The sequence below is a fragment of the Streptomyces sp. NPDC098101 genome, from assembly GCF_044760185.1.
In the GTDB taxonomy this organism is placed as follows: Bacteria; Actinomycetota; Actinomycetes; order Streptomycetales; family Streptomycetaceae; genus Streptomyces.
The window spans coordinates 1,404,968-1,430,781 of sequence record NZ_JBIWAS010000001.1; the positions used below are offsets into that span (position 1 = coordinate 1,404,968).

General features: G+C 75.0%; 22 protein-coding genes. 1 reads left to right on the plus strand and 21 read right to left on the minus strand.

Annotated elements, in window-relative coordinates; translation table 11 throughout:
- From crcB (ACIQVI_RS05745) to ACIQVI_RS05770, 6 genes are all read right to left on the minus strand, one after another.
- Nucleotides 1-378: a fluoride efflux transporter CrcB gene (crcB, locus tag ACIQVI_RS05745; protein ID WP_351972508.1), complete on the minus strand. Its 378-nt coding sequence runs from the start codon at nucleotides 376-378 to the stop codon at nucleotides 1-3.
- Between the two features lie 64 nt (nucleotides 379-442).
- Entirely contained in the window at nucleotides 443-967 is a 525-nt protein-coding gene (gene crcB, locus ACIQVI_RS05750) for a fluoride efflux transporter CrcB (RefSeq protein WP_403591450.1), read from the minus strand.
- A gap of 284 nt (nucleotides 968-1,251) precedes the next feature.
- Nucleotides 1,252-2,400 carry a S1 family peptidase gene (locus ACIQVI_RS05755; RefSeq protein ID WP_403591453.1) on the minus strand — a complete coding sequence of 383 codons (1,149 nt, stop codon included), beginning with the start codon at nucleotides 2,398-2,400 and terminating at the stop codon, nucleotides 1,252-1,254.
- Between the two features lie 279 nt (nucleotides 2,401-2,679).
- Nucleotides 2,680-3,426 (minus strand): SDR family oxidoreductase, encoded by a 747-nt coding sequence (locus ACIQVI_RS05760; RefSeq protein ID WP_403591456.1) that lies wholly within the window; start codon nucleotides 3,424-3,426, stop codon nucleotides 2,680-2,682.
- 103 nt (nucleotides 3,427-3,529) lie between these two features.
- Nucleotides 3,530-4,513, minus strand: a complete 984-nt coding sequence (locus ACIQVI_RS05765; protein ID WP_403591459.1) for an RNA polymerase sigma-70 factor — start codon at nucleotides 4,511-4,513, stop codon at nucleotides 3,530-3,532.
- Between the two features lie 43 nt (nucleotides 4,514-4,556).
- On the minus strand, nucleotides 4,557-4,973 hold the full coding sequence (locus ACIQVI_RS05770; RefSeq protein ID WP_403591462.1) for a CBS domain-containing protein: 417 nt from the start codon (nucleotides 4,971-4,973) through the stop codon (nucleotides 4,557-4,559).
- 216 nt (nucleotides 4,974-5,189) lie between these two features.
- Between ACIQVI_RS05770 and ACIQVI_RS05775 the strand changes: the two genes are divergently transcribed.
- Entirely contained in the window at nucleotides 5,190-6,299 is a 1,110-nt protein-coding gene (locus ACIQVI_RS05775) for a hypothetical protein (protein ID WP_403591465.1), read from the plus strand.
- Nucleotides 6,300-6,327: 28 nt separating this feature from the next.
- Here the strand turns inward: ACIQVI_RS05775 and ACIQVI_RS05780 are convergent, their stop codons facing one another.
- From ACIQVI_RS05780 to ACIQVI_RS05850, 15 genes are all read right to left on the minus strand, one after another.
- On the minus strand, nucleotides 6,328-8,262 hold the full coding sequence (locus ACIQVI_RS05780) for a TOMM precursor leader peptide-binding protein (protein WP_403591468.1): 1,935 nt from the start codon (nucleotides 8,260-8,262) through the stop codon (nucleotides 6,328-6,330).
- Nucleotides 8,259-9,014: an ABC transporter permease gene (locus tag ACIQVI_RS05785; RefSeq protein WP_402444388.1), complete on the minus strand. Its 756-nt coding sequence runs from the start codon at nucleotides 9,012-9,014 to the stop codon at nucleotides 8,259-8,261. The genes ACIQVI_RS05780 and ACIQVI_RS05785 overlap by 4 nt, the downstream gene beginning before the upstream one ends.
- Nucleotides 9,011-9,976, minus strand: coding sequence for an ATP-binding cassette domain-containing protein (locus ACIQVI_RS05790; RefSeq protein ID WP_403591471.1), 966 nt, complete (start codon nucleotides 9,974-9,976; stop codon nucleotides 9,011-9,013). The genes ACIQVI_RS05785 and ACIQVI_RS05790 overlap by 4 nt, the downstream gene beginning before the upstream one ends.
- 50 nt (nucleotides 9,977-10,026) lie before the next feature.
- The gene (locus tag ACIQVI_RS05795) at nucleotides 10,027-11,166 is read right to left on the minus strand and encodes a metalloprotease (protein ID WP_403591474.1); all 1,140 of its coding nucleotides are present in this window, start codon (nucleotides 11,164-11,166) and stop codon (nucleotides 10,027-10,029) included.
- On the minus strand, nucleotides 11,163-12,296 hold the full coding sequence (locus ACIQVI_RS05800) for a lantibiotic dehydratase C-terminal domain-containing protein (protein ID WP_403591477.1): 1,134 nt from the start codon (nucleotides 12,294-12,296) through the stop codon (nucleotides 11,163-11,165). The genes ACIQVI_RS05795 and ACIQVI_RS05800 overlap by 4 nt, the downstream gene beginning before the upstream one ends.
- Nucleotides 12,284-15,124 (minus strand): lantibiotic dehydratase, encoded by a 2,841-nt coding sequence (locus ACIQVI_RS05805; protein ID WP_403591480.1) that lies wholly within the window; start codon nucleotides 15,122-15,124, stop codon nucleotides 12,284-12,286. Before ACIQVI_RS05805 ends, ACIQVI_RS05800 begins: the two co-directional genes overlap by 13 nt.
- A 19-nt stretch (nucleotides 15,125-15,143) precedes the next feature.
- Nucleotides 15,144-16,805, minus strand: a complete 1,662-nt coding sequence (locus ACIQVI_RS05810; RefSeq protein WP_403591483.1) for a nitroreductase family protein — start codon at nucleotides 16,803-16,805, stop codon at nucleotides 15,144-15,146.
- A gap of 75 nt (nucleotides 16,806-16,880) precedes the next feature.
- Nucleotides 16,881-18,833: a TOMM precursor leader peptide-binding protein gene (locus tag ACIQVI_RS05815; RefSeq protein WP_403591486.1), complete on the minus strand. Its 1,953-nt coding sequence runs from the start codon at nucleotides 18,831-18,833 to the stop codon at nucleotides 16,881-16,883.
- Nucleotides 18,823-21,153, minus strand: coding sequence for a TOMM precursor leader peptide-binding protein (locus ACIQVI_RS05820; protein ID WP_403591489.1), 2,331 nt, complete (start codon nucleotides 21,151-21,153; stop codon nucleotides 18,823-18,825). The genes ACIQVI_RS05815 and ACIQVI_RS05820 overlap by 11 nt, the downstream gene beginning before the upstream one ends.
- Nucleotides 21,154-21,278: 125 nt before the next feature.
- Nucleotides 21,279-23,198 (minus strand): BTAD domain-containing putative transcriptional regulator, encoded by a 1,920-nt coding sequence (locus ACIQVI_RS05825; RefSeq protein ID WP_403591492.1) that lies wholly within the window; start codon nucleotides 23,196-23,198, stop codon nucleotides 21,279-21,281.
- 480 nt (nucleotides 23,199-23,678) lie between these two features.
- A complete protein-coding gene (locus tag ACIQVI_RS05830) occupies nucleotides 23,679-23,849 on the minus strand; it encodes a thiazolylpeptide-type bacteriocin (RefSeq protein WP_031128743.1) in 171 nt (56 codons plus the stop codon).
- A gap of 153 nt (nucleotides 23,850-24,002) precedes the next feature.
- Complete coding sequence (locus tag ACIQVI_RS05835; protein WP_403591496.1) at nucleotides 24,003-24,398, minus strand: hypothetical protein; 396 nt, start codon at nucleotides 24,396-24,398, stop codon at nucleotides 24,003-24,005.
- 63 nt (nucleotides 24,399-24,461) lie between these two features.
- The gene (locus ACIQVI_RS05840; protein ID WP_351974093.1) at nucleotides 24,462-24,728 is read right to left on the minus strand and encodes a GlsB/YeaQ/YmgE family stress response membrane protein; all 267 of its coding nucleotides are present in this window, start codon (nucleotides 24,726-24,728) and stop codon (nucleotides 24,462-24,464) included.
- Between the two features lie 59 nt (nucleotides 24,729-24,787).
- Nucleotides 24,788-25,048: a Sec-independent protein translocase subunit TatA gene (gene tatA, locus ACIQVI_RS05845; RefSeq protein ID WP_121830917.1), complete on the minus strand. Its 261-nt coding sequence runs from the start codon at nucleotides 25,046-25,048 to the stop codon at nucleotides 24,788-24,790.
- 64 nt (nucleotides 25,049-25,112) lie between these two features.
- Nucleotides 25,113-25,688 carry a TerD family protein gene (locus ACIQVI_RS05850; RefSeq protein WP_351974092.1) on the minus strand — a complete coding sequence of 192 codons (576 nt, stop codon included), beginning with the start codon at nucleotides 25,686-25,688 and terminating at the stop codon, nucleotides 25,113-25,115.
- Nucleotides 25,689-25,814: the final 126 nt, after the last annotated feature.

The window sequence follows — 25,814 nt, forward strand, 5'->3', positions numbered from 1 at the left end:
TCAGGGGAAGAGGACCCGGGCGAGGGCGAGACCGACGAAGACCGCGCCGAGCCCGGCGACGACGGAGACGACGACGTTCGCCACGGCGAAGAACCGCGCGCCGGTCTCGGCGAGCCGCAGCGTCTCGTAGGAGAACGTCGAGTACGTCGTCAGCGCGCCGCACAGCCCGGTTCCCAGGAGCAGTTGCACGGTGTGCCCGGCCGCCCCCGACAGCGCGGCGCCCGTGAGCAGGCCGAGGACCAGGGAGCCCACCACGTTCACGGTGAAGGTGCCCCACGGGAAGACGGTGTCGTGGCGGGCCTGGACGGCGCGGTCGGTCAGGTAGCGCAGGGGCGCGCCGACGGCGCCGCCCGCGGCCACCAGGAGGAAGTCGTTCACCGCGGGCCCTCCCCGGTGTCGTCGACGGGACCGGCCGGGCGGACCGTCGGACGGGTGCGGAAGGTCATGACGCGCTCCGGTGCGACAGGAGCCGGCGCGTGCCGAACGCGCCGGCGGCCACCGCCGCCATCGCGGCGACCACGGTCGCCGCGAGGTAGACGAGCGCGGTGGCGGCGCGGCCCGCGTCGACGAGGCGTTCGATGTCCACGCAGTACGTGGAGAAGGTGGTGAACCCGCCCAGGAACCCGGTCCCGAAGAACGGGCGCAGGAGGGGGTGGGCCGTGAAGACCTCGGTGACGGCGACGAGGAAGACGCCGATCACCAGACACCCGGCGGCGTTCACCGTCAGCGTCGTCCAGGGGAAGGCGTCCGCGGGCGTGGGCCACAGCAGGGACGCCCCGAAGCGGGCCAGGGCGCCGAGCGAGCCGCCCACCGCGATGACCGCGAGGACGCCGTGGCGCGCGCGCCGGGACTCCCGCCACCGGCGGACGTCCGCCGGGGTGACGTCGGGGTCGACCGGCTCGGGGCCGTTCGCTTCCGGGCCGTCCGGTTCACCGGCCGCACCCTGAGGGGATTCGTCGGAACGCATACCTCTCCCTACGCGTGGTGCCCCGCGCGGACATGGGCGGGGACGGGTCACGAGTAGGGACCGTTGGCGGCAGCGCGTGCCGCGGTTCGGGTACGGCGGGCCCCACCGCCGCGCGACGGTCCGGGGACGGTCGCGGCTCCAGGATACCGGGCGCCGGGCGTCGGACGTCGGACGTCGGAAGGGCGGCGCCACCCGGACCGGGGCGGTCGGACCGGAGCACGTGGGCCGGGGCGCGCGGGAGCGCCGGTGCGCGGCCGCCGGGAACGGCCGCGCACCGGCTCCCGTCAGGCGGTGTGCAGGGTGAGGCCGTAGCGGCCGAGGATCTCGTTCACGGGCTGGAACCACGTCTCGCCGCCGGAGGAGCAGTTGCCCCAGCCGCCGGAGGTGACGCCCTGGGCCTGGTCGCCGCTGATGAACGCGCCGCCGGAGTCGCCGCCCTCCGCGCAGACGCTGGTCTTCGTCATCTGGTGGACGGCGCCCTGGCTGTAGTTGACCGTCTGGTTCTTGCCGAGGACGGTGCCGCAGTGCCACTTCGTGGTGGAGCCGGAGCGGCAGATCGACGCGCCCACGGGCGCCTCGGCGGACCCGCGCACCAGCCGGTCGGAGGTGACGCCCCAGCCGAGGACGACGGGCACGGTCCACCAGCCGCTGTGGATGCTCACGTACGCGTAGTCGTCACCGGGGAACGAGGAGCCCTGGAAGGTGCCCATGGCGGAGCCGTCCCAGCCGCGCACCGAGGCCCCGGCCCGGCCGCAGTGACCGGCCGTCACGAACCCGCCGTGTACGGAGAACCCGATCGAACAGCGCACGTTGCCGGTGTAGTACGGGTCGCCGCCGACGGTGCCCGCCGCGTACGTGCGGGGCGCGGTGGCCGCCTCGGCGACGGTGACGGGCCCGTTCGCCCGCGCCTTCTCGACGAAGGCGCGCACGGCGGGGGCGTCCCGCTCGGCCCGGACGACGGTGACGGCGACGCTGTTCGTCTTCGGGTCGACGTGCCAGCCGGCCACGCCCTTCGGCGCGGAGAGCGCGTCGAGGCGGGTCTTGGCCCGGTCCAGGACGGCGGCGCTGTGGCGGACCACGCGGGTGTCGGCGCCGAGCGCCCGCACCTCGGCCTCTTCGGCGCGGTCGGTGAGGGCGACGACGAGCCGTCCCGAGGAGGCGTCGAACCAGGCGCCTCCGTACGCGCTTCCGGCCGTCTGCCGGGCGGCCTCCTCGACGTCCGTCGCGGCCTTCTCGGCGCGCAGCCGCGCCTCGGCCTGCGCCGGGGTCAGGCCGAGGTCCCGCTGCAGGGCGTCGAGCAGGCCGTCCGAGGCCGCCGGGGCGGAGGACGGGCGCGGCTCGGGGAGCGGGGCGGCGCCGGCGTGGGCGGCGCCGAGACCGAGGGTCAGCAACAGGGCCGCTATGGCGGCGCCCAGGGGGGTGGTGCGTTTCACGAAGCCTCCTGGTGTGGGGGATCGAACGCTTGAGAGCGCTCTCAGAGAGCGTCGGCCGTTACGGTAGCGGCATTGACTTGGCAGGTCCATACCAAAAGTGCGACGGCGGGGGATCGGCCCCGCGGCGGCTGTCGCGTCCGTCCCGCCCCGGGCGGACACCGGATGGGCAAAGGGGCAGACGGACGGGCCGCCGGTCGCCCGGCGGCCCGTTCCTTCGAAGACGTACGACTTTCTGGACGCGTACGACCGGGGCCGGTCAGGACCCGGTCGTGGCGCGCGTCAGGAGCGCGGGGGCAGCCGCTTCGCCAGGAACTCCTCGAAGGTCACCTTGCCCACGGCCCGCTCCGGCGTCAGGTGCCCGCCCGCCCGGAATCCCCGGTAGGCCTTTCCGGCCAGGGGCACGTTCACCAGACGGCGGTGCTGGCCGATCGCGCGCAGATACGTCCGGGCCAGCTCCGCGAACGGAAGCACCTCGGGCCCGCCCATGTCCGGCACCCGGCCCGCGGGCTCCCCGGCCGCGAGTTCGGCGAGCCGGGCGGCGACCTCGGCCACCTCGATCGGCTGGTCCGAGACGCCGGCGGGGATCGGCACGACCGGCAGCCGGGCCGCGTTGCGCAGGACCTCCACCACCAAGTCGTGGAACTGCGTGGTCCGCAGCACGGTCCAGCCGAGCCCGGACCCCTCGATCATCTTCTCGACAGCCAGCTTCGTCCGGTAGTAGCCGAGCGGCACGCGGTCGACGCCGACGATCGAGATGTAGACCAGGTGCCGGACCCCGGCCCGGCGCGAGGCCTCGATCAGATGGCGCGCCGCCAGGTCGTCGCCCCCGCGCAGCGTGGTCGCGCAGTGCACCACCGTGTCCACGCCCTCCACGGCCGCGTCCAGGCCCGTGCCCTCGCGCAGGTCCACCGCGTACGGCTGCGCGCGGCGGCTCAGCACCCGCACCTCGGCGCCGTCTCCGCGCAGGCGCTCGGCGACGAGCCGTCCGAGCGTTCCCGTACCCCCGGTCACCAGGATCGTGGTCATCGTGCGTCTTCCCTCCGCAGGGTGCGCGTTCCCCGGTGGAACGCGCGTCGTCAGCTGAGAACCGGCGAGCCCCCGGGAATGTGACAACCGGTCCGGGAGAATCTCACTCCAGCGGGCTTCCCGTGGCGAGCTGCCGCTGAGCGAAGGCGAGCTTGTCCGGGTTCACCACGACCCGCACGCCGCTGATGGCGCCGTCGCGCAGGTCGAAGGTGGTGACGGCGAGGAGCGTCCCCTCCCGGTGGCTCACCAGCGCGGGCGCCCCGTTGACCTCGGCGAGCACGACCTCCGTGCCCTCCTCCGTGCGCCGCGCGACGCCCGCGAGGAAGCGCAGCACGGCGTCCCGGCCGACGACCGGGCGCCGGGCCGCCGAGACCTTGCCGCCGCCGTCGCTCCACCAGACGACGTCCTCGGCGAGCAGCCGCTCCAGACCGGCGAGGTCGCCCTCGCGCGCGGCGCCGACGAAGGACTCCACGAGCCGGTGCCGCTGCTCCTCCGCCGGAGCGAAACGGGCCTCGGGCCGCTCCAGGCGCCGGACCGCCCTTCCGTACGCCTGGCGGCAGTTGGCCTCGCCCAGTTCGAGGACCCCGGCGATCTCGCGGTGGCTGTACGCGAAGGCCTCGCGCAGCACGTAGACGGCCCGCTCGGTCGGGGTGAGCCGTTCGAGGAGGACGAGCAGGGCTGTCGAGACGGCGTCGCGCCGCTCGGCGGACTCCAGGGGGCCGAGCGCGCCGTCCCGGGTGAGGACGGGTTCGGGCAGCCAGGGCCCCGCGTACTCCTCGCGCTTCGCGCGGGCCGAGGTGAGCCGGTTGAGGCTGAGGCGGGTGACGACCGTGGCGAGCCAGGCCGCCGGGTGGGCGATGGCCGCGCGGTCGGCCCCGCTCCAGCGGAGGTAGGCGTCCTGCACGGTGTCCTCCGCCTCCTCGGCGGAGCCGAGCATCCGGTAGGCCAGGCCGAACATCCTGGGCCGGTGGGCGGTGAACTCGGCGGCCGAAGCGGCCGAAGCGGCCGAGGCGTCGGCCGTGGCGGTGACGGTCTCGCCGTCACCGCCGTCGTCCGGGGCGAGGTGCTGCGCGGTCTCCGACGTCACGCGGTCAGCCTGCCACAGACCCCGGGGCCGTGATCTCCTCCGGTCAGTCGGCGGAGACGGCCCCGACCAGGTCGCCGACCTTGCGGTCGGGCAGGGCGCGGGCCACGTCGGCCTGGGCGATGATCCCGACGAGGACGTGGCTGTCGATGACGGGCACGCGCCGGATCCTGTGCTCGCTCATGACGTCGAGGACCTCGTCGGCCCCGGCGTCGGCCCGCACGTAGACGATCTCGTCCTGGGCGAGGTCGCCCACCCGGCACTCCGCCGGGTCGAGGCCCTTGGCCACCACCTTCAGAACGATGTCGCGGTCCGTCACCATGCCCTTGAGCTTCTCGTCGGCGCCGCAGATCGGCAGCGCCCCGACCCCGAGCTCGGCCATCTTCCGCGCGGCGTCGCGCACGGTCTCGCTCGCCTTCACACAGGTCGCGTCCGGCGTCATCATCTCGCGTGCCGTGGTCATGGGGATCACCCGCATCCGTTCCGTGAGAGGGCGGAAAAGCCGTCCAGAAGTCCAGAAGGCCAGAAGTACTGGCACGAACGCGCCTGCCCGACGGCTCCGGGAGGAAACACGGGGCCGGGCGCGGGGGCCGATTCCCTCGCGCCCCGCCCCTGACCTCGTCGTATCGTTGGCCTAAGGTGTTGCGGAGAGTGACCGAGTGGGGGATGATTCCCGGCCGTGACGATCTTCCTCGCCGTCGTGCTCGGCGTGTTCCTCTGCGTGCTCTACCGCCTCTTCCTCACCCCGGGACGGGCCGACCGCTGGGTCGCCGAGCACTTCGTGGCCTCCGACTACGGCCTCGCGCCCCGCGAACAGCTCGACCCGCGCCGCGCCGGCCCGCCCCCGCCGCCGCACCGGCAGCAGGAGCGACAGGCCGTGGCCGACGCGGCGTGGGACGGGAACTGGCGGGCCGCCGAGGCCTACGTCCGCGCGGCGGGCGACGACTGGGACGAGCGCTGGTCCCGCACCGAACTCCTCCAGGAGGTCGCCCGCGAGGACGACGCCTGGCTGGACGCGTGGCGCGCGGCCGAGCCCGGCAACTGCGACGCGGCGACCCTCCACGCCCGGATCATGGTCCAGCGCGCCTGGGAGATCCGGGGCAGCGGGTACGCCCACGAGGTCCCGCCGGACCGGATGAACAGCTTCCGCGCCATGCTCCCGGCCGCGATCGAGGAGGCGCGGCGGGCCACGCTGCTCGACCCGGCGAACCCGGGCCCCTGGGTCGTCATGGTCACCGCCGCCCGGGGCGCCCAGTACGACCGCGCCCGCTTCCGGCCGCTCTGGAACGGCCTCGTCGCCCGGGCGCCCCACCACTACGAGGGGCACTGGCAAGCCCTCCAGTACTGGTGCGCCAAGTGGTTCGGCAGCGACGGACTGATGACGCGCTTCGCCCGGAAGGCGGTCCTGAAGGCCCCGCAGGGCAGCCCGCTCGCCGGCATGTACCTCCACGCCCTGAACGAACTGACCGACCGCCCCGTCTCCGCCTTCTCCGTCACCCCCGTGACGAGGACCCTCCTGAAGCGGGTCGCGGCCTCCCTCGCCGAGGTCGACCCCGACGACGAGCGCCTGCCCGCCCTGCGCCACCTCCTCGCCCACTACATGCTCCGGGCGAGGATGTACGGACCCGCGCTGGAACAGTTCCGTCTGATCGGCCCGTGGTGCGGCGCCGAGCCCTGGCGCAGGGAAGAGGACCCGGCGCAGGCCTTCGAAACCGCCCGGGGCACGGCGGTGAAACTGTCCCGCGCCCCCGTCGTCCCGACGGTCAAGTCCCACGGGATAGGCCGCTAGGACCGGCCCCGGCGACCGGACCGGCACATCACGGAAACGGATGCGGAGCCCGCAGAAGCTCCGCGTCCGTCAGGTCGCGGGTCCGGTGACCGCCCCGGTGGAGCGCCGTGCGCAGCCGGGGCATCAGCAGGGCCCGCTGCCGGTTCCAGCCGAAGTCGATCGGCAGCAGCCCCGGCACCACCGTGGCGACCGTCCGCAGCCCGGTCCGCTCCTGCTCGGGCGTGGTCTGGTCGACCACCACGACGTCGTGACCCGCCCGGACCAGCTCGTCCACGACCGCGCCCACGTCGTCCCGCAGGTCCCCGGTGCGGGGCCGCCCGCCGCTCTCCCACCCCGCGTACACCTCGTCGAACGGGCGGGCCTCCGACGGCTCCAGGTACGCGCGCGCGTACGCGGCCATCCGGGGCAGCCCGTAGAGCTGCGGATGGTCCTTGAGGTGCCGTACGAGGGAGAAGTCGTCGGCCATCGCCTCCAGTTCGGCCCGGCGCTCGGCCGTCTGGCGGGCCAGGTGCGGGAGGTAGCTCAGCACCTCCGACAGGGCGCCCTCGACGGCCGACCGCGGGTCCAGCGAGGCGGCCGCCGCGAAGGACAGCGTGCCCGGACCGCCGTCCCGGCGCACCCCGACCACCGTGACCGCCGGGATCGCGAGGTCGATCCGGTTGTCGAAGGCGTGCACGTCGTAGCCCTGGAGCGCGGCCCGCTCCACCATGGCGGCGACCGTGGGGCCGCCGACCGTCGCCAGGTCGATCCGGGGCAGCCGGGCCGCCCCGTACCAGCCGTTCAGGAAGGAGTCCCGCTCGACGAGTTCGAGCAGGCCGCCCAGGACCGCCTCCTCCAGGCAGCCGCCGATGGCGCAGCCGTTGGAGCACTCGAAGACGAAGTCGTCGTCGGCCGTCGGGATGCTGTAGTACACCAGCCGCGACGGCACCAGGACGGACCGTCCGTCCCGCAGCGACCGGCCCCGCTCCCAGGGGATGGGCCGGGCCGGGTCGAAGGGCCTGACCATGGGGTCGTCCCGGTAGGTCTCCGGGGCGTACAGACCGCACGCCGCCGGATCGACCGCCTCGTCCCCCAGCGCGTCGTACGGGGCGACGACCGGCGCCCGGCCGGTGCGCCGCCGGGTGCCCGCGTACCGTTCGAGGCCCTCCAGAAACGCCAGCCGGCGGCTGGTCGCGAAGGAGTTCTCCTGCCCGCTCCAGGTCACGTCGTGGAGCCCCGCGTACCCCCGGACGAAGACGCTCCCGGCCACCGGGGCGGTCGTGGAGGAGGTGACGTCCGTCCAGGTCCCGGCCCCGAGCGCGCCGCAGACCGGATTGGCCAGGGCCTCGACCGGGAGCGGGTACGCGAAGGCCGACCGCAGCCGGTAGCCGTCCGGATCCGGCTTGGGGCGCGCTACGAGGCCGAGCGCCGGGACGGCGTCGTCCCCTCCCGGCCCGCAGTCCGGGCAGAGCGGGTCCGCGAGCAGCGGGTACGTCCGGACGAGCAGGTTCGCCAGGTCGACCCGGGTCACCTGCGGCAGGGCCCGGTCCGCCGGGTGCGCGGCGGGCGGCACCGGGAGCGGCCCGTACAGCAGTGCCTCGCACAGCGCGGCCACCGTGTCGTGGACGTGCCCGGTGAGCGGCGGCCAGGCGGCGGCCGGACGGGGCCCGTCGGGGCCGCCGGTCTCCAGGGCGTCCCGCTCGCTCCGGCTGCGCAGCCGCTGCCACCGCAGGGCCAGGCAGCGGCCGCAGGCGGGCGCGCTCCCGTCGCCTCCCCAGGGGCCCAGGAGCACCGCGGAGGCGCTGAGGTGGACGAGCGCCGCCGGACGGTCGGCGGCCCACGGGTCCGGGGCCCGGCCGCCCCCGGCGCCGACGGCCCCCACCGGCACGACCCGGGGCGCGCCGGCGCCGAACCGGCCGTCCAGGAAGTCCTGGAGGGCGTCCCGGGCCCCCGCCATCGGGTGCGGGAGCGCGACGGCGGTCATGAGGTCTTCGTCCAGCGGAAGAAGCGCACCGCCACGGCCCCGAAGAGCACGCCGAACACGACGAGCCCCGCACACCCCACCCCGATGTCGGAGAGGTCGCCCCGGCCGGTCAGGGCGGCCGACACCGCGTCGTTGAGGTAGCGCAGCGGCAGCACCCGCGACACGTTCCGCAGCCACTCCGGCATGGAGTCCAGCGGGAAGAACGACCCCGAGAGGAATGCCATCGGCAGGATCAGGAAGTTGGCGATGCCTGCGACCGACTCCGGGGTGTCGGCGATGCTGCCGATGATCACCCCGAGCAGCAGGAAGGTCGTGATGCCCAGGACCAGGACCGGGATCAGGAGCGGCCACCGGGAGGCGGGCACGAGCCCGAACCCGGGCAGCATCGCCACCCCGACGAACAGCACCGACTGCACGAGCCCCACGCCGAGCGCGAGGACGTACCGGGACCCGATGACGGAGGACAGCGGCGCGGGCGACATCCGGATCATCCGCAGGATGTCGTCCGAGCGCCACTGCATCAGGGTGAACGCGATGCCGAACACGGCGGCGTTCGCGACGCCCCAGGACAGCACCCCGGAAGCGGTGTACGACAGGTACGAGAACCCGCTCTCCTCGACAGCCTTGCCCCGGAAGACGAGCCCGAAGACGACGAGGAAGAGCAGCGGGAAGGCGAACGTGAAGAAGACCGTCGTCTTGTCCCGGACCTGGGCGCGGTAGCCCGCCGCGGTCAGCGCGGAGTAGGCGCTCATGCCTGCTGCTCCTGGGTGTTCGGGGCGAGGGGGTCCCGCCGGGCGGTGAGTTCGAGGTAGACGTCCTCGAGGCTGGGCGTACGGGTCTGCACGCCGTCGAGGCCCGTCACGGCGTCGAGTGCGGAGAGCACCCTGCCGGTGGAACGGGTCTCCAGGACCAGGTGCCCGCCCTGCACGGTCACGCCGTCCACGCCGGGCAGCGACCGGGCCCGCTCCTCGTCGATCCGGCCGAGCGGGACGAGCAGCCGGCTGCTCGCGCCGAAGGTGCCGATCAGGTGCTGCGGCGCGTCGGTGACGACGAGCCGGCCGGCCACCAGGATGCCGACGCGGTCGCAGAGCGCCTCCGCCTCGTCCAGGTGGTGGGTGGTGTACACGATGGTCCGGCCCGCCGCCTTCAGGCCCCGCAGGACCTCCCACAGATCGCGCCGGCCCTCCGGGTCGAGCGCGGCCGTCGGCTCGTCCAGGAAGATCAGCTCGGGGCCGTGGACCAGCGCGGAGGCGATGGCGAGCCGCTGCCGCTGCCCGCCGGAGAGGTCGTCCACCCGGACGCCGTGCCGCCCGCCGAGCCCCACGGACTCCAGGGTGGCGTCGACGGCCGCGCGGTCCGCTCCGAACAGCGCGGCGACGGTCCGCAGGTGCTCGTGGACGGTCTGCCGCACGAAGAACGCCGAGGACTGGGTCTGCACGCCCATGCGCGGCAGCAGGGCGGTGTTGCGCGGCCAGGGCGACTCGCCGAACACCGAGACGGTGCCGGAGTCGGCCCTGCGCAGCCCTTCCATGATCTCCACCAGGGTGGACTTGCCCGCCCCGTTGGGCCCGAGCAGTCCGAAGAACTCGCCGCGCCGGATGCTCAGGGACACCCCGTCGACGGCCTTCCGGTCGCCGTAGACCTTGGACACGTCGGTGACCTCGACGGCCGCCGGGGGCGATCCGGCGGGGCCGGTGGTGGGGGAGGAGCTCATACGGGTACCTCATTCATGGGTTGCGGGTCCTTCGCTTTCGGGTCGGCGCGTCATCGGAACAGCAGCAGGACGACGGCCGCGCAGGTGCCGGCGGCGGCGAGCAGCACCAGGGCGACCGACGCGACCGCGTAGGACGCGTGGACGCGGCGGGCGCGCGGCGGATAGGCGGCGACCGCCTCCCGTCCCCGCCGGCGCAGCGCCAGATAGGTCCGGGTCTCCGGGGCGAGGTGCGTGACGCCCAGGAGGTGGCTGAGGATCCGGTAGCCGTCGAGCGGCGGCAGCGGCACCAGGTTCCCGAGCGCCTGCACGATCCCCACGAAGAGCATCCCGGTGAGAACCGGCCGCGCCGGGTCTGCCGCGTCCAGGAGCGCCCACCAGAGCGCGACGGGCAGCAGGAGCACCAGGTTGACGTGGGCACCGGCCGCCGCGACCACCAGTTTCGCCCGGCGCCCCGGCAGGAAGGGGTAGTTGTCGACCGTGCAGTACATCATCATCGCCGGGAACCGCCAGCGCAGTCCGATCTCGGTGACCACCCCGCCGTAGTGCCGGGCCGCCACGCCGTGCGCGAGCTCGTGCAGACAGACGCTGAACCAGAGCAGGACGGCGAACGGGACGAGGACCAGGGGACGGGCGAGCAGGGCCGAGAGCCCGTCGAGGAGCGCGGCGGGATCCGCGAGCACGGCGACGACCATCACCAAGGACGCCGCCACCAGCGGGAGTTGGACCCACGGCCGCAGCAGCGGCGACAGCAGCCGGTGCAGGTGCCCGGCGGTCGCGTGCGCGTCGGCCACGGTCCGCCGGCTGCCCTTCCAGAAGGTGCCGGTACGGGCGGGCGGCGGCTCGGGCGGCGCGGGGTCCGGCGCCCCGGCGAGCAGCCCCCGGGCGCCGAGCAGGCCCAGCAGCCGCGTCCACTGCTCCTCGGGCAGCCGGAGCCGGAACCGCTCGGCGTACGCGGCCACCACGTCGTCCACGTCCCGGGTGCCGTCCAGCAGGCCGATCACGAAGTGCTCCTTGGGCCCCACCTCGAACGCGGCGCCGCTCACCGGGTGCTTGACGAGGTGGACGGTGCGCGGCCCGCGCAGCACCGCGGGACCGACCAGCACGCCCGGCCGCAGCACGGGCCGGTAGGCGCGCGCGGCGGAACGGCCCCCGGCGGAGCGGTCGTTGCTCGTCCGGTCGACGGCGCTCAAGAGACGTCCTGCTTCCCGTGGTCGGGCTCCCGCAGGACCCTGCCCAGGACGAACGACAGGTACGCCTCGTCCCGGATCGTCACGTGCAGCCGGTTGTTCGTCATGTGCATGTACGGCGACAGGAGCCGGGGCAGCACCGCCGGCACGTGCGTGACGGGCACCAGGGGAGCCGCGTCCGGGTCCTCGGCGCGCTCCTGCCCGGTGTCCTCGCGGGCCGGTCCCTCCCAGGCCGGGAAGGCGAGTTCGCCGCGCCCGGTGAGGTCCACCACCCGCTCCCGCAGCTCCAGGCAGTGCTCGGCCCAGCGGCGCAGGAACGCCGGGAGCCCCGACGGATCGCCGCCCGCCACCGCCTCCCGGATCCGCGCGAACCGGACCCCGAGCGAGGGCGCCATCCGCTCGTACGTGCGCTCGTATTCGGCGGACCCGATGAAACCGGTCCCCGGGAACAGCCGGTGCCAGAAGGCGTAGTACGCGTCGAGGTAGTCCGCGAGCCGTTCCTCCTCCGGCAGGAAGCAGCTCGCCATCACCATCATGAGCTGGGCGGACGTTCCGAGCAGCACCGTCCGCAGGTGCAGGTTCATGCTCCGGTACGCCTCCAGGACCAGGTCGCTGGAGTGCCGGAAGTGCCACTCGGCGAGCTCCACTCCGGCGGGGCCGCCGTACTTGGCGTACTCGGGGGCGTACACCTCGTACGAGAAGGAGTTGTTCGGCCGCAGGTTCATCCGCCCGTCCGGGCCCATGTACCGGGCCCGGTCCCCGCCCGGGAACTCGATGTCGAAGAGCGAGTTGTAGAAGTCCTTGAGGAAGCCCGAGTCGACCTCGTAGAGGGCGGGGCGGGATGTCAGGAAGTCCCGGATCGCCTCCTCGGCCCGCCGGCGGACCTCGGCCTCGGCGCCGGGCCCGCTCGGGCGGAGCCGCAGCCGCACGTGCGGCCCCTCCAGCCAGTAGGTGATGAAGAAGTGCCCGGACAGCAGGCCGTCCTCGGTCAGCCCGTCGACCAGCGGGCGGACGCAGTCGACGAGGAGGGGCCGGGGGTTGGCGGCGTAGAAGACGTGCAGCGCCAGCCAGGGGGAGGGGCCGGTCCCCTCCGGGGCCGGGCGGAAGGCCGCGGGCTCGGTCAGTTCGGGCATGACGGGACGACCTCCGGGCCGGACGGGGACGGAACGGGAAGGGGCGGAACGGGACGGGAGCGCGGAACGGGACGGGGGCGGGTGGTGAAGGTCTCCACGGCCAGTTCGGCCACGTGCCGGCCGCGCTCCGAGACGACGTGGAGCCCGTCCTCGGCGGGCAGCATCTCCTGGAACGCCACCCGGACGCCGGGCTTCCGCTCCACCAGGGCGTCGAGCGCGGCCAGGGAGAGCGGACTGTCGAAGTCGACGTGGACCGGCTTGGCCCCGACCGGCCCCCGGTCCGCGCGGGAGACCGTGGCGAAACAGCGGTCGGGCAGGCCGTGGGCCCGCCGCCACCGCTGCCAGTCCAGGTAGTGCTCCTCCTCGCCCGACCCCGGACGGCGGACCGGCAGGACCTCCGCGAGCGCGGTCCAGCTCCGCCGGCCCACCACCACGTCCCCGTGCCGGATCCGGGGCCTGCGGGTGACCCCGTCCACGGCCGTGCTCTCCGGCACCCCCGCCCACACGTCGAAGGGGGCCATGGTGCTGGGGGAGAGCAGGAGCAGGGTGCGGGGGATGTCGGGGAGCGCGATCGGCACGAGGTAGCCGAGGTAGACCGGCACGACCTCGCGGCCGAGGCGCCGGGAGCGGAGCACCAGCCGCCCGGCCGTCTCGTCGTGCTCGACGTACAGGTCGTCCAGGTGGATCCGGGACTCCTCGGGCACGGTGCTGGTCTCGCCCGGACAGACGATCTGGTGGTCGGTCAGCCGCCCGTGCAGGTTCAGGTTGCTGCTGACCGGCCCCCCGGTGACCTCGGCGAACACCGCCCCCTCCGGCCGCCGGGCCGCCGTCTCCTCGCGCAGCGCGCCGGAGAGCCCGGCCCCGGCCGCCCCGGCGCCGTCGTACAGGTGGGTGAACCGGCTGAAGGGGAAGGCGAGACCGCCGTACGACTTGTTGAGCACGACGAGCGGCCGGCCGCCGGCGGGCCGGGAGAGCTGGAGGTGATGGCTCTGCGGGACGAAGTGCCCGGTGAGCGGCGCGAGTTCCCCGGCCGTCTCCGCGAGCAGCCCGCCCGGCAGCTCGACCTCCGCCACGTCCCGGTCCGCCGCGTCCCGCTCCCACAGGGCGCGCATCCCGTCGTGGAAGCGGCGGCGGGCCCGGTCGAGGGTCCGCATCTCCTCCTGCCCCAGCCAGTTCTCCTCCGGCCGGTACGCGCCGTCCTCCCCGAACGGGACCCGCCGGGAGGTGAAGGACACGTACTGGTCGAAGAAGTCCTCGTGGAAGTCGTGGACCAGGCCGAGCAGGTCGTCGCAGCGGCCGCCCCGCCCGTACCGGGCGACGAAGAAGCCGAGCAGCGTGATCCGCTGCGGGAGCGTCAGGTCGAAGAGCGGCAGCACGCCCTCGACGGCCCGCAGCGCCCGGCCCGTCTCCCCGCCCAGCACGCCGGGACCGCAGACCAGGCCGTCGCCCGCGCTGACGTCCTCGTACACCAGCGTCTGCGGCAGGGACGGCTCGGCGGCCCCCAACTCCCTCTGGACGTCCTGGAGTCGGCTCCGCAGCGTGCTCAGCAGGGTGCGCCGCTCGTCGGTGCCCGCCCCGGGGTAGCGGGCGAGGCAGTCGGCCGGGCCGTCGAGGAGGTCCGCGAGCCGGTCGGCCCACGGCACGCCGAGGGAACGCAGGGCGTCCTGGTAGGAGCGCAGCGGATCGCCGCCGTGCACGTCCGTGCGGAGCACCGGGACCTGCACCATGCCGACGTTCAGGAGGGCCGACGCGTACCGCTCGCACTCCTCGCGGCCGGCCCCGTGCTCGGCCTCCAGCCAGTCCACCAGGTCCCGGTGGCGCACCTTCCCGTCCCCGCCGCCGAGCCACTCCAGGAGCCGGTCCAGGGTGCCGCTGCCGCGCAGGAAGAACAGCCGGTCGCGGACCGCGTCGAAGGTGACGGCGGCCCCGTCGTCGCCCGCCGTCGTCACGTGGCGCACGTACCGGATGCGGTCGGCGTCCCGCTCCCAGCCCTGCGAGAGGACCACCGGCAGGTCCCGGCGGCGCTCCGGGTCGTCGGTGATCAGCTCGGTCAGCCGGGTCAGCACGACCACGTTGAGCCGGACGCGGCTCACCCACTCCCCGTCCACGCGCAGACCGGCGCCGTCGTCCGCCGGATCGCCCGAGAAGGAGGCGAGGCCGACGCCGGTGAAGGTGCTGAAGGGGCTGGTCTTGCAGGCCGTGCGGTAGAGGTAGGTGAGCGCCGAACGCTCGATCTTGCGCAGCCGGTTGCCCGGCCGGGGGCTCGTGTCGCGCAGATAGGCGTCGAGGCGCGCATCCAGGGCGGGCGAGGCGAGCAGCAGGCCGTGGCGCAGCCGCTCCTCGGACAGCGCGCGCCGCAACGCGCCCCGGCTCTCCCGGAGTTCGCCGTCGAGCAGCTCCGCGCCGCCGGCCGTCAGCTCCGCGAGCCGCGCCCGGTCCCGCAGCCACCGCCCGGTCCGCCCGCCGGTCTCCGGGTCGAGCCCCGTCACCAGGCGCACGGCGGCGCCGGGGTCGGCCGGCAGCCGGTTGTTGAAGATCCGCCGCCGCAGGTCGAGCAGCGCGCGACGCGCTCCGGCGTCGCCGTCCCCGGGCGCGGCGGTCGACCCGACCAGGGCGTGCAGGAGGTCGCTGAGCCGCGCTCCCTCGGCGGCCAGGCGCTCCTCCTCGTCCAGGACGGCGTCGGCCCAGCGGCGGGTGGCGGGGCAGCGCAGCCCGTGGACCGTCTCGATTGGAAGGCCGGCCGCGCGGAGCACGAAGCGCCTGCCGGGCTCCCAGGCAGCCGCGGTCCCGTCCCGGGCGTCCGTGACGCCGGACTCTGTGCGTGTCATGGGGAATCCTCCGGGGCCGTCAGGCGATCTCGTGGCGGAAGTCGGCGGGCCCGGGCCGTTCGTGACCGAGGGCCATGATGAGCAGCGGGGCCTCGTCGCCGTCCGCGAGCCCGAGCCGCTCGGCGTACGAGACGTTGTCGAAGCCCAGCGCCACGCCCGCGCCCAGGCCCAGGGCCGAGGCCGCCAGGTAGAAGCCCTGGGCGACGGCCCCGGCGGTGGCGACGGCGAGCCGGTAGCCCCGGTCGCCGACGGCGTCCAGGACGGCGGTGGTCCGCACGGTGGGCACCAGGACCGCCCCGGCCTGCTCCAGGTTGTAGTTGGCCAGGAAGTAGTTCTCCTGGAGGAACGCGCCCTGCGGCCCGGTGACGACCGGACGCAGGTCGCCCCGGTCGGGGTCGTACGCGTACGCGCCCCGCCCGATCCCCTCCACGTGGTTGACGAAGGCGTAGAGCCGGGCGAGCCGGTGCTCCCCGGCCGGATCGGTGTCACCGGCCAGCCGGGTCCCGGCGCAGGCCGCCAGGACCGCCGACAGGTACCCGGCGGACACCTCCCGGCGCGCGTCGAACCGGCCGAAACTGGAACGCCGCTCCCGCAGGGCCCGGCGCACCCCGGTGTCCGGGAAGGCCGGTGCGGGCAGCGCGACCCGCACGCCCCCGTCGGCCGCGTCTGTGCGAGCCGTGTCCGTGCGAGCCGCGTCCCTGGGAGCCGCGTCCGTACGGGCCGCCGCGGCGGCCAGCGCACCCGGGGCGGGCCGGGCGGCGGCCCCCTCCAGGGTCGCCCGGTGCATCGCGCCCACCTGCGGGAAGTCGAGGAGGGTACGGGAGCGCTCGACGTCCCGGTGCCGCACGGCGGGCCGGTGACGCGGGTCCGTGCGCACGGTCTCCGTCGGGGGGCCGTCCCAGTGCAGCGGCACGACCGCGAACACCGTCTCCTCCTCGCCCGCCACCCCGAGCAGCCCGTTCAGGGCGGGCTCGTCGAACCACAGCACGGGCGCGAGCCGCAGCCCCCGGGCGGCGGCCCAGATCCGCCAGGTCTGCGCCAGGGTCCCCAGGTCGGTGCAGACCACGTGGAAGCAGAAGCTGTTGTACTTGAACGAGTTCTGCCAGTACTTGACGCCGAGGATCAGGTACTGGTCGGTGTCGAGGGCCCCGTCGGGCGCGTCCGGACCCAGCGCCTCGCGCACCCGGCCCGTGACGTCGCCGGTCAGCAGCCGTTGCAGCGCGTGCCGCTGCACGTCGTAGTAGTGCAGGCCCGGGACGAGGGGCCCGGAGGGGCCGGACGCCCAGTGGACGCTCACCGGGTAGAGCCCGCCGCCGCCGGCCGTGCCGCGCGACCAGTTGGCGTGGGGGTAGAACGGTAGCCCGGCCAGATCGGTGTTGGCCTGCACGCCGAGACGGCGGCCGGTCAGCCCGTACGAGTCCTTCAGCATCGCCGAGAGCAGCGGGAGGCCGAACCCCGGACGCGCCCCGGGCGCGGGGACCCCGGCGGCGCCGGGCAGCAGACCGGGCGCGACCGGGACGTCCGCGAGGTCCTCGGTGTCCGGCAGCGCGAACGCCTCCGCGTCCGGGTAGAACTTGCCCCGGCGCGGGCCGTCGGCCCAGTTCACGACGTGGTCGGTGGGCTCCATCGGAACGCGGCCCCGGTGCAGGACGGCGTGCGCGTACTCATGGGCGTACCCCATGGGATCCCCCTTTCTCCGGGTTTCCCCGGGCGTCGGGCGTACTCGCCCGGTCGGATGGCCTTGCCCGTCGGGGCGTCACGGGAAGGGGTGCGGGCCCGGGTTCAGGTCGGCCGCGGTCAGGTCGTCCGCCCGCAGTCCCGCCTCGCGCAGCGCGGTGCGGGTGCGGGGCATGTGCCGGGCGCGCTGCCGCGTCCAGCCGAAGTCGAGCGGCAGCAGACCGGGCACGAGCACCTTCACGGTGTGCAGCCCCAGGGCCCGCTGCTCGGGCGCGGTCTGGTCGACGACGACCACGTCGAACCCGGCGGCGGTCACGGCCTCCACCGCCACCAGCAGGTCGTCCCGCACGTCCGCCCCCGTCCGGTCGAACCCGGGCGGACGCAGCCCGGCCACGGCCACCGGCTCCGGGGGCGCGGGCCTGCGGAGCAGGAAGTCGGCGTGGCGGCCCATCTCCGGCACCGCGTACACCAGCGGGTGGTCGTGCAGGCCGGTGATCCGCCCGAAGTCCTCGGCCATGGACCGGTATCCGGCCTCGTTCCGCTCGAACCGCTGGAGGAGCTGCACCGAGTCGGTGGCGATCTCGCACAGCGCCGCGGCGAGCGCCGCCTCCGGATCGAGGGACGCCCCGGCCCCGAAGCACATCCGGGCCGGACCCCCGTCGAACCGCTCGGCCACGCCCGTCACCACGGGCACCGGGAAGGTGATCCGGGTGTCGAAGAACCTGGCCCGGTAGCCGTACAGGGCCATCCGCTCCACCATCACCCGGGTGCGCGGGTCGGCGCTGGTCGCCGGGTCGATCTCGGGGAGCGGCTGCCGCCCGTGCCAGGCGAGCAGGAAGGCGTCCCGCTCCAGGACCTCCATCAGACCGCCGAGCACGGCCTCCTCCAGACTTCCCCCGGAGGAGCAGCCGTTGGAGCTCTCCTGCACGAACCGGTGCTCGATCCCCGGCTTGTGGTAGTACGCGAGCACCTCGGGCACGGCGCGGGGGACCCCGTCCCGCAGCGACCAGCCCCACACCCACGGGACGGGACGGTCCGGGGCGAACGGCGGCACCCACGGGTTGGCCCGGTGGAACTCCTCCGCGTAGAGACCGGTCTCCCGGGGGTCGACGGCGGTCGGCCCCAGCTCGTCCAGGGTCGCGGTCAGGGTGACGGCACGCCCCCGCGCCCGCATCCCCGCGAAGCGCTCCAGCCCCTCCAGGACGCCGATCAGGGTGCTGGCGCGGTACGCGTCGGCGTGACCGCCCCAGAACGTCTCCCGCAGGTACTCCCCCGAACGGCTGGAGAAGCAGCCGACGGTGGCCGAGGTGGTCGGCGAGGTCACGTCGCACACCACCGACGGACCCACCGCGCCCCAGTGCGGGTTGGCGAACGCGTCCACCGGGAGGCCGTACGCCTCCACCGGCCGCACCCGCCCGGCGCCCGGCCGGTACGGGGGCGCGGGACGCAGGACGAGCGCCGCCGCCTCCGCCGTCACCGGCTCCGGGACGCCGCAGCCGGGGCAGTCCGGCTCCGGCACCAGCGGATGGTGCCGTACGGTCAGCCGCTCCAGGTCCACCAGCCACACGTCGGGGAAGGGGCTCCGGCCGTCCGGGGGAGCGGCGGCGAGCCCGGCGACCAGGGCGGCGACGGCCCGCGCGGCGAACGGCGTCCGGTGCGGCCAGGGGCCCGCCTCCCGGGTGCCGCCGCGCAGTTCGAGCCCTTCCCGCAGCCCCACCGAGCGCACGCCCTGCCAGCGGCGCTCCAGACAGGTGCCGCAGCCGGGCCGGTCCGCCACGGGCCAGGGGCCGACCAGCGCCTGGCCGCCGTACAGGTGGACGGGGAGCGCGGAGCGCGGGGCCGTCCCCTCCCGCCGCACCCGGAAGGCGTCCCGCACGCCCAGCGCCGAGACGGCGAGGTCCGGGACCGGGCGGCCGGGCGCGGACGGCAGCTCCGCCAGGGCGCGGCGCAGGTCCTCGGCGAAGAGCCGGCACGCCTCGCGTCTCGGTTCCCCGGTCCCGTCGACCGGGGCCTCGACGAGGTCAGCGGTCATCGCCGGCCGCCCTGGTGAGCAGGACCCGGACCGTGTGGATGCCCGCGGCGGGCAGGTCGGCGGCGTGCGTGGGCACCACGAGGGCGTCCCGGCCGGCGGCGGCGAGGCGCTCCAGCACGTCCGCCCAGGTCACGGCGGGGAGCGCGGGCACGGGAGCGTCGGCCGTCACCGGGACCAGGGCCGGGTCGAGGTCCGCGAGGAGCGGGTCGCCGGTGTCGGGCACCCGTTTCGAGCCGGACGCGTCCTCCGTGCCCAGGACGCCCTCCGCGGTGAGCTGGGCCGCGCCGAGCAGGTCGCGCAGGGCGTCGGTGGCCGCGTCGGCCCGGTCGAGGGCGGCGCCGACGGCCCACCCGCCCGGTCCGTCCGGCCCCGCGTGCCCGTCCTTCCCGCCCCGTTCCGCCGTCCGGGTCCTGGCGAGGACGACGGACACTCCCGTGTGCTCCTCCTCCCCGAGGTCGAGGAGTTCGACGTCCAGGCCCAGGTGCCCGGCGGACCGCAGCAGGAAGCGGGTCTCGGGGGCCTCGTCGAACACGGCCGGGGGGATCACCGCCGTACGCCCGGCCCCCCGTACGGACCGCCGCAGCGCTTCGTGGGCGAGCGCGGACAGCAGACCGGCCGCCGAGGCCTCCGGCAGACCGGGACCCGCGCCCGCCCCGGCGCGGGACGGCTCGAAGCGGCGGTCGGGGTTGTCCGGCCCGAACGGGCGGACCGCACCGGCCGGCACCAGGACCGGCTCCTTGGTCAGGAGCGACGTGGCCAGGACCCAGGAGGCCACCGGATCGCCACCGGCGCCGCTGGCCGTGGTCAGCGCGTCCGGATCCACCCGGCCGGACGCCTGCCCGTGGTCCGAGGGGGAGTCGGCTCCTGTGCGGGCGGGGGTGGGGACGACGTGCTCGGCGTACACCGCGGCGGCGGCGTCGAGCGCCCGCAGCCGGGCGCCCGCCGTGTGCTGGACGTCGAAGGCGACGACGGTCCGCGTCCCGGCCGCGCCGAGGCCGACCTCCACGGCACCGACCTTCAGCGGGGTCTGGGTCACCGGTTCGTCCGCGTACCGGGTGAAAACCCCGACGGACGGCCTGACCGCGAGCGAACGGCGGTCGAGGTCCGCGAGCGGCCCCTCGGTCGCGCCGTCCTCGGGGGCGGCGGCGACCACCGGCCGGAAGACGGGCCGCCCGGCGGCCTCCGCGAGGTCGACGGGCTCGGCGGCGACGGCCTCCGCCCCGGCCCGTGCCCGGCAGAACGGGCAGCGCGGATGGGGCAGCAGCCGCTCCGCCAGGACGTCGAAGGAAGCCGTGTCCTGGAGCAGCACCTGCCCCCGCGTCTCGGCCGGCAGCGCCTCCGTGACCAGCCGGAACACCTCGTACCCGAGCAGGTTCCCGACCATCGCGGCCAGCGGACCGCGCGGAGCGGCCCCGGAACCCCCGTGCGAGGCGGGTCCGTTCAGGGCGAGGCCGCTCCAGAGGTCGGCCGCCACCGCCGCGTCCCCCGTCGCGCCGAGCCGCAGGGCCGCGCAGGCCACACAGCCCTCGGCGTCCGGCGTACCGGCCGGCCCGACCACCACCCGCCCGCCGAAGACCCAGGCGGGGAGCAGGAGACGGCCCTCCGGGACGCCCTGCCGCAGCAGGGCGACCGAGGTCCCGAAGGCGTCGCGGCCCGCGGCGGCCACCACCACGTCGTACCCCGCGTACGCGTCCCAGCCGACCGCGCCGGACCCGGCGTCCGGCAGCACCGTCACCTCCGCGGGGCTGCCCCCGGCGGTGAGCTCCTCCGCCTCCGCCCGGAGCGCGCCGAACTCCGCCGCCGTGGCGGGCCCTTCGGCGAGGGCGGCTTCGACGCCGACGGAGGCGCAGCCGTTGCGGATCAGGGAGAGCGCGCACCAGCGGGCGACCGGGCCCTCGCCGAGCACGGCGACGCGGGTGTTCCGGAATGCGGCGAACCGGCTCTCGGCGCCGTCGGCGTAGTGGTCGACGTACGCGATCTGCTGCGCGAACCGGGCGGCGACCGCCGGTTCCACGGGCGCGTCCCCCTCGGCCGGGGCCGGTACGGGCCGGGCGAAGCCACGCGCGTACAGCGCCTTGACCAGGCTGCCCACCATCGCCTTCTGCGGCTCCTTGAAGCCCTCGCAGATCTCCGCCACGGTCCGGCCGCCGTCCAGGTGGGGCACGAGGAGGGTGGCGAACCGGTAGGCGGAAGGAGACGCGACCTGGAAGCCGCCGTCGGCGTTGTGGAAGATCACGCCCTTGGGCGTCTCGGTGAACAGCACGTCGCGGCGCACCCTGGGCCGGGTGCCGGCGGTCTCCTCGTACGGCGTCGTGGGCATGGGGGAAGCGCACCTCCGGGTCGGGGCCTCGTGGGCCGCGCGGAACTGAAAGGCGGGACGTACGGGGGCGCGGAGGACGGGCCGGGTAGCCGCCCTCCGCCGTGGGGCGGGGTGGGGCGGGCCGGTCAGGTGGCCCCGGACGGCAGCGCGTGCCGGACCGTGGCGACGACGGCCTGCGGGCCGCCGGAACGGCCGGAGCGGTGCAGCGCGTGGGCGCGGAACAGCGGGTTCATCCGGAGGGCGCCGGGCTGGTCCTCCTCGATGAGTCCGGTGTCGAGGAGCCGTTCGAGCACCTCCTCGGCGTCCGTCTCGGGGACGGAGAGGGCGCCGGCAGCGTCCGGCGCCGTGATCCGCCCGTCGAGGCGCGCCAGCCGCAGGTGCGCGTCGGCGAGCGGGGCGGGAAGGCGGCGCAGGGCCCCGTCGAGGGCGAGCGGCACGGACATCCGGGGGTCGTCGGGCAGCGCGAGCCGGGCGGGCAGGTCCCGCAGCAGCCACGCGGAGTGGTCGGCCAGGCGCATCCTCGGCCGGGTGAGCAGCCGGGCCGCGACGATCCGCAGGGCGAGCGGCACGTGCCCGCAGGCCTCCGTGAGGGTGTGCGCGGCGGCGGTCTCGGCCGCCACCCGCTCCTCTCCCAGGACGGCGGTCAGGAGCGCGCGGGACTCCGGGGGCGTCAGGGCGGCGAGCTGGAGCACCGCCGGTCCGTGGGTGGCGACCAGGGCGGCCAGGCCCATGCGGCTGGTGACGACGACGGCGCCGCAGCCGGTCGCGTCGAGGAACCGCCGCACCTGGTCCGGGTGCACGACGTCGTCGAGTATCACCAGGGACGCGCCGGGCGAGGTGCCGGGGGAGGCCGCGGCGGGAAGCAGCGCCCGCAGTTCCACGGCGGCCTCGTCGGCGGACCGGGGCGTGCCGTCGGGCCCGCTCAGCGACAGCAGGGCGGCGCCCGCCGGGTACCGGTCGGCCACCAGGTGCGCGGCGTGCAGGGCCAGCGCGGTCTTGCCCATGCCCGGACCGCCCGAGACCACCGCCAGCACCGGGGCGGAGCCGTCCTGCCGGTCCCCGCTCAGATGGCCCACCAGGGCGGCGGTCTCCCGGGTGCGGCCGGTGAAGCCGGGGACGTGGGGCAGGCGCGGCCCCGGGTGGCCGCTCTCGACGGGCGGCGTCGGTGCGGGTGCGGGTGCGTGTACGTGCGCGGGTGCGGAGGGTGCGGGCGGCGCGGACGCGGGCGGTGCGGGCACGAGCGGCAGAGGTGCGGGCGGTGCCGGCGCGGGTGACAGGGACACGGTCGACGCGGTGTCCTGAACCGGCCCCCGGGGCTCGTCGCCGCGCAGAATGGCCAGTTCCAGTTCTTGCAGTTCCGCGCCGGGGTCGACGCCGAGCTCCTCCCGGAGGTGCGTCCTGATCCTCCGGTACTCGGCCAGCGCCTCGTTCTGCCGCCCCACCCGGTAGAGCGCCCGCATCAGCTGGGCGGCGAGCCCCTCGTGCTGGGGGCGGGCCCGGGTGGCCTCCCACAGGTCCACCAGGACGTCGCGACATCGCCCCCGGGCCAGCTGGATCTCGCAGACGCGCTCCAGGACGCGTAACCGCTCCTCGACCAGCCGGGGCACCTCGTCGCGGTGCAGGAGCTCGGAGGGGACGTTGGTGAGGAGGGGGCCCCGCCACAGGTCGAGGGCCCTGCGCAGCAGGGGGAGTTCGTCCTCCCCGGCCCCCTCGGCCCGGGCGGTCAGACGGCGGAAGTGCAGCAGGTCGAGGGTGTCGCCGTCGGCCGGGAGGAGGTAACCCCCGGCGACCGCGACCACCGCCTGGTCCTCGATGTCGTACTTCGCGAAGAGCCGCCGCAGCCGCAGGACGCAGCTCTGCAGGGCCGCCTTCGCCGTCGCCGGCTGCTCCTCGCCCCAGACGGCCTGCCGGAGGCGGGACGTCGGCACCACCTCGCCGGGGCGGACCAGGAGCGCGGCGAGCAGCGACGTCGGTTTGGCCGGCGGGAGGACCACCACGTCACGCCCGTCGGTGATGCTGAGCGGACCGAGCAACTGGAAGCGCACTGAGTTCCCTCCGCTGACGGTTGAACCCCTACCGGAACGGCATGTGCCACGGCACTTCCGGGAAACGCGCTTCACGGCCGCAGGCAGGACGGAGCGCCTGTGAAGCCGTCTTCACGCGTGGTTCGGCCGTGTGGCAGTGGTGAGTGTCTACCTGCGTAGATCGCACGGTCAAGGGGGCCGTGAAATGCCGGAGGGGCACGGAGGGAGCGCGGGACGGGGCGCGCGGCGGCAGCGTCACTGGTGGGGGAGGCCCCGCCGCCTTCCGGACGAACTCGCCCACCTCGTAGGCGATTTGACATCCGTACGGCGTTTCCCGGGCGTTGTCGCGGTATTCACGCGCGCCCGGACGGGACGGCGGGGGGAAACGGCGTGCGGGCATGGCGAAGGCCCGGCCGGCGCGTCTCCTCGCGGAGAAGGGCGCCGACCGGGCGCGGTCCGCGCCGGCCGGGGGCCGGCGGACGCTGTCGCCCCGACCGTGGGTCAGGCGGAGCAGGAGGTGGTGCTGCAGGTGGAGCTGGAGGTCGAGGTGGAGCTGGTGCTGGTGCAGCCGGCCAGCACGACCTCGCTGGCGTCCGAGTAGTCCGAGATCTCGAACGTCTCGGCCTCGAGCTCCAGGATCTCGTCCGCGAGGGTGCTCAGGTCCTTGTTCATGGTGCCTCCCGATGAGTCAGGGCGGATCGCCGCGGCCGGTGACCTCGTGGGTACCGGTACGGAACCATTCCACCGCCCTCCGCTCACCGCCGGGCACGTCTCCCGCTGGCACACCGCTGACGGTTCGCTGGCACGCCGCCGACACGCGCCGTGCTACCCGTCGGCGTCGCGGACCGCCGCGAGCTCCGCGATCAGGTCCGCGTCGCGCATCCCGGGCAGGGCGTACCCCTCGGCCTCGTCCCAGGGGACGTCGCCGTCGTCCAGGTGCACGTGCCACTCCGCGTCCGGGAGGGCCCGGCGCAGCTCCGTCACGGAGTCCAGGACGTGGGCGATCACCGGCAGCAGGCGGCCCGGGTCCATCGGCATCTTGGTGGACCCGGCGAGGATCTCGCCGGGCCCGCCCGTGGAGCCGTCGTACAGGTACAGGCTCTCCTCGTCGTCGTACGGGAACGACGCGGTGTGCGCGGCGACGACGCGCGCGACGGAAGCCGACTCGGCCTCCGTCAGCGGCGTCGCGCGGTGTGCGTTGTAGTACAGGGAAACGCTCATGCGACGGACTGTACGGCGGGGGTGTGACAACGCCGCCCGCGCGGGGCGCCCTCCGCCGCCGGGTCAGTCGCGGGAGTTGCCGAACAGCAGCCGGTACGCGACCAGGAGGACGAACGACCCGGCGATGGCGGCGCCCCAGGTGGCCAGGTCGAAGAACTGGTTCTCTATCGGCCGGTCGAGGAACCGGGCGGAGAGCCAGCCGCCGAGGAAGGCACCGGCGATGCCGATGAGGGTGGTGCCGATGAACCCGCCCGGATCGCGGCCCGGCAGGAGGACCTTGGCGATGGCTCCGGCCAGGAGTCCGAGGACGATCCAGCTGATGATGCTCATGGAGGGGAGGCTGCCTTCCGTACGGCGTCGGGACGGTGTCGGTCGGGGTGTCCGCCGGCTCAGGCGCGGGGCGCGTCGGGGCCGGCGGGGCCCGCCGGGGGACGGGTGGTGTCGCCCGGGGCGGGGTGGACGATTCCCGTGATCACCGTCGGCCCCTCGGTCGTGGACGGCGGTGTCGCCTCGGCCTTCATCGCGGCGGCCTCGCTCTTGAGGATCCGGGCCGACTTGCCCATCGAACGGGCGAGGTCGGGGAGCTTCTTGGCGCCGAGAAGCAGGATGACGACGATGAGCAGGATGGCGATTTCGCTGATGCCGAACATGGTGTCCGTGTCCTCTTCGGTGAGGCGAGGGGCGTGGGTGCGGGGCGGCGGGGCCGGGCGGGGGTCAGACGTTCACGCCGAAGTCGGCCGCGATGCCGGCGAGGCCGGAGGCGTATCCCTGGCCCACCGCGCGGAACTTCCACTCGGCGCCGTGCCGGTAGAGCTCGCCGAAGACCATGGCCGTCTCGGTGGCGGCGTCCTCGGAGAGGTCGTAGCGGGCGAGTTCGGCGCCGTCGGCCTGGTTGACGACGCGGATGAAGGCGTTGCGGACCTGGCCGAAGCTCTGGCCGCGGTTCGCGGCGTCGTGGATCGAGACCGGGAAGACGATCCGCTGGATCTCGGCGGGAACGGCGGACAGGGCGACCTTGACGCTCTCGTCGTCGCCGTCGCCCTCGCCCGTGAGGTTGTCGCCGGTGTGCTCGACCGAACCGTCGGGGCTGGTGAGGTTGTTGTAGAAGACGAAGTGCCGGTCGGAGAGGACCTTGCCGGCCTCGTTCAGGAGCAGCGCGCTGGCGTCGAGGTCGTAGTCGGAGCCGGTGGTCGTCCGCACGTCCCAACCCAGACCCACCACGACCGCGGTCAGTCCCGGGGCCTCCTTGCTCAGCGAGACGTTGCCACCCTTGGCCAGGCTCACACCCATGCCGCATCCCTTCGTACGGGACCGGGCCGGGCCCGGCCCCGGATCATCGAGTACCAGTGCCTAGAAATCTACAGCAGTGTAGAAAATTACGGTATGTGCCCGTGTGCCCTCCCGGTTCCGCCGGGG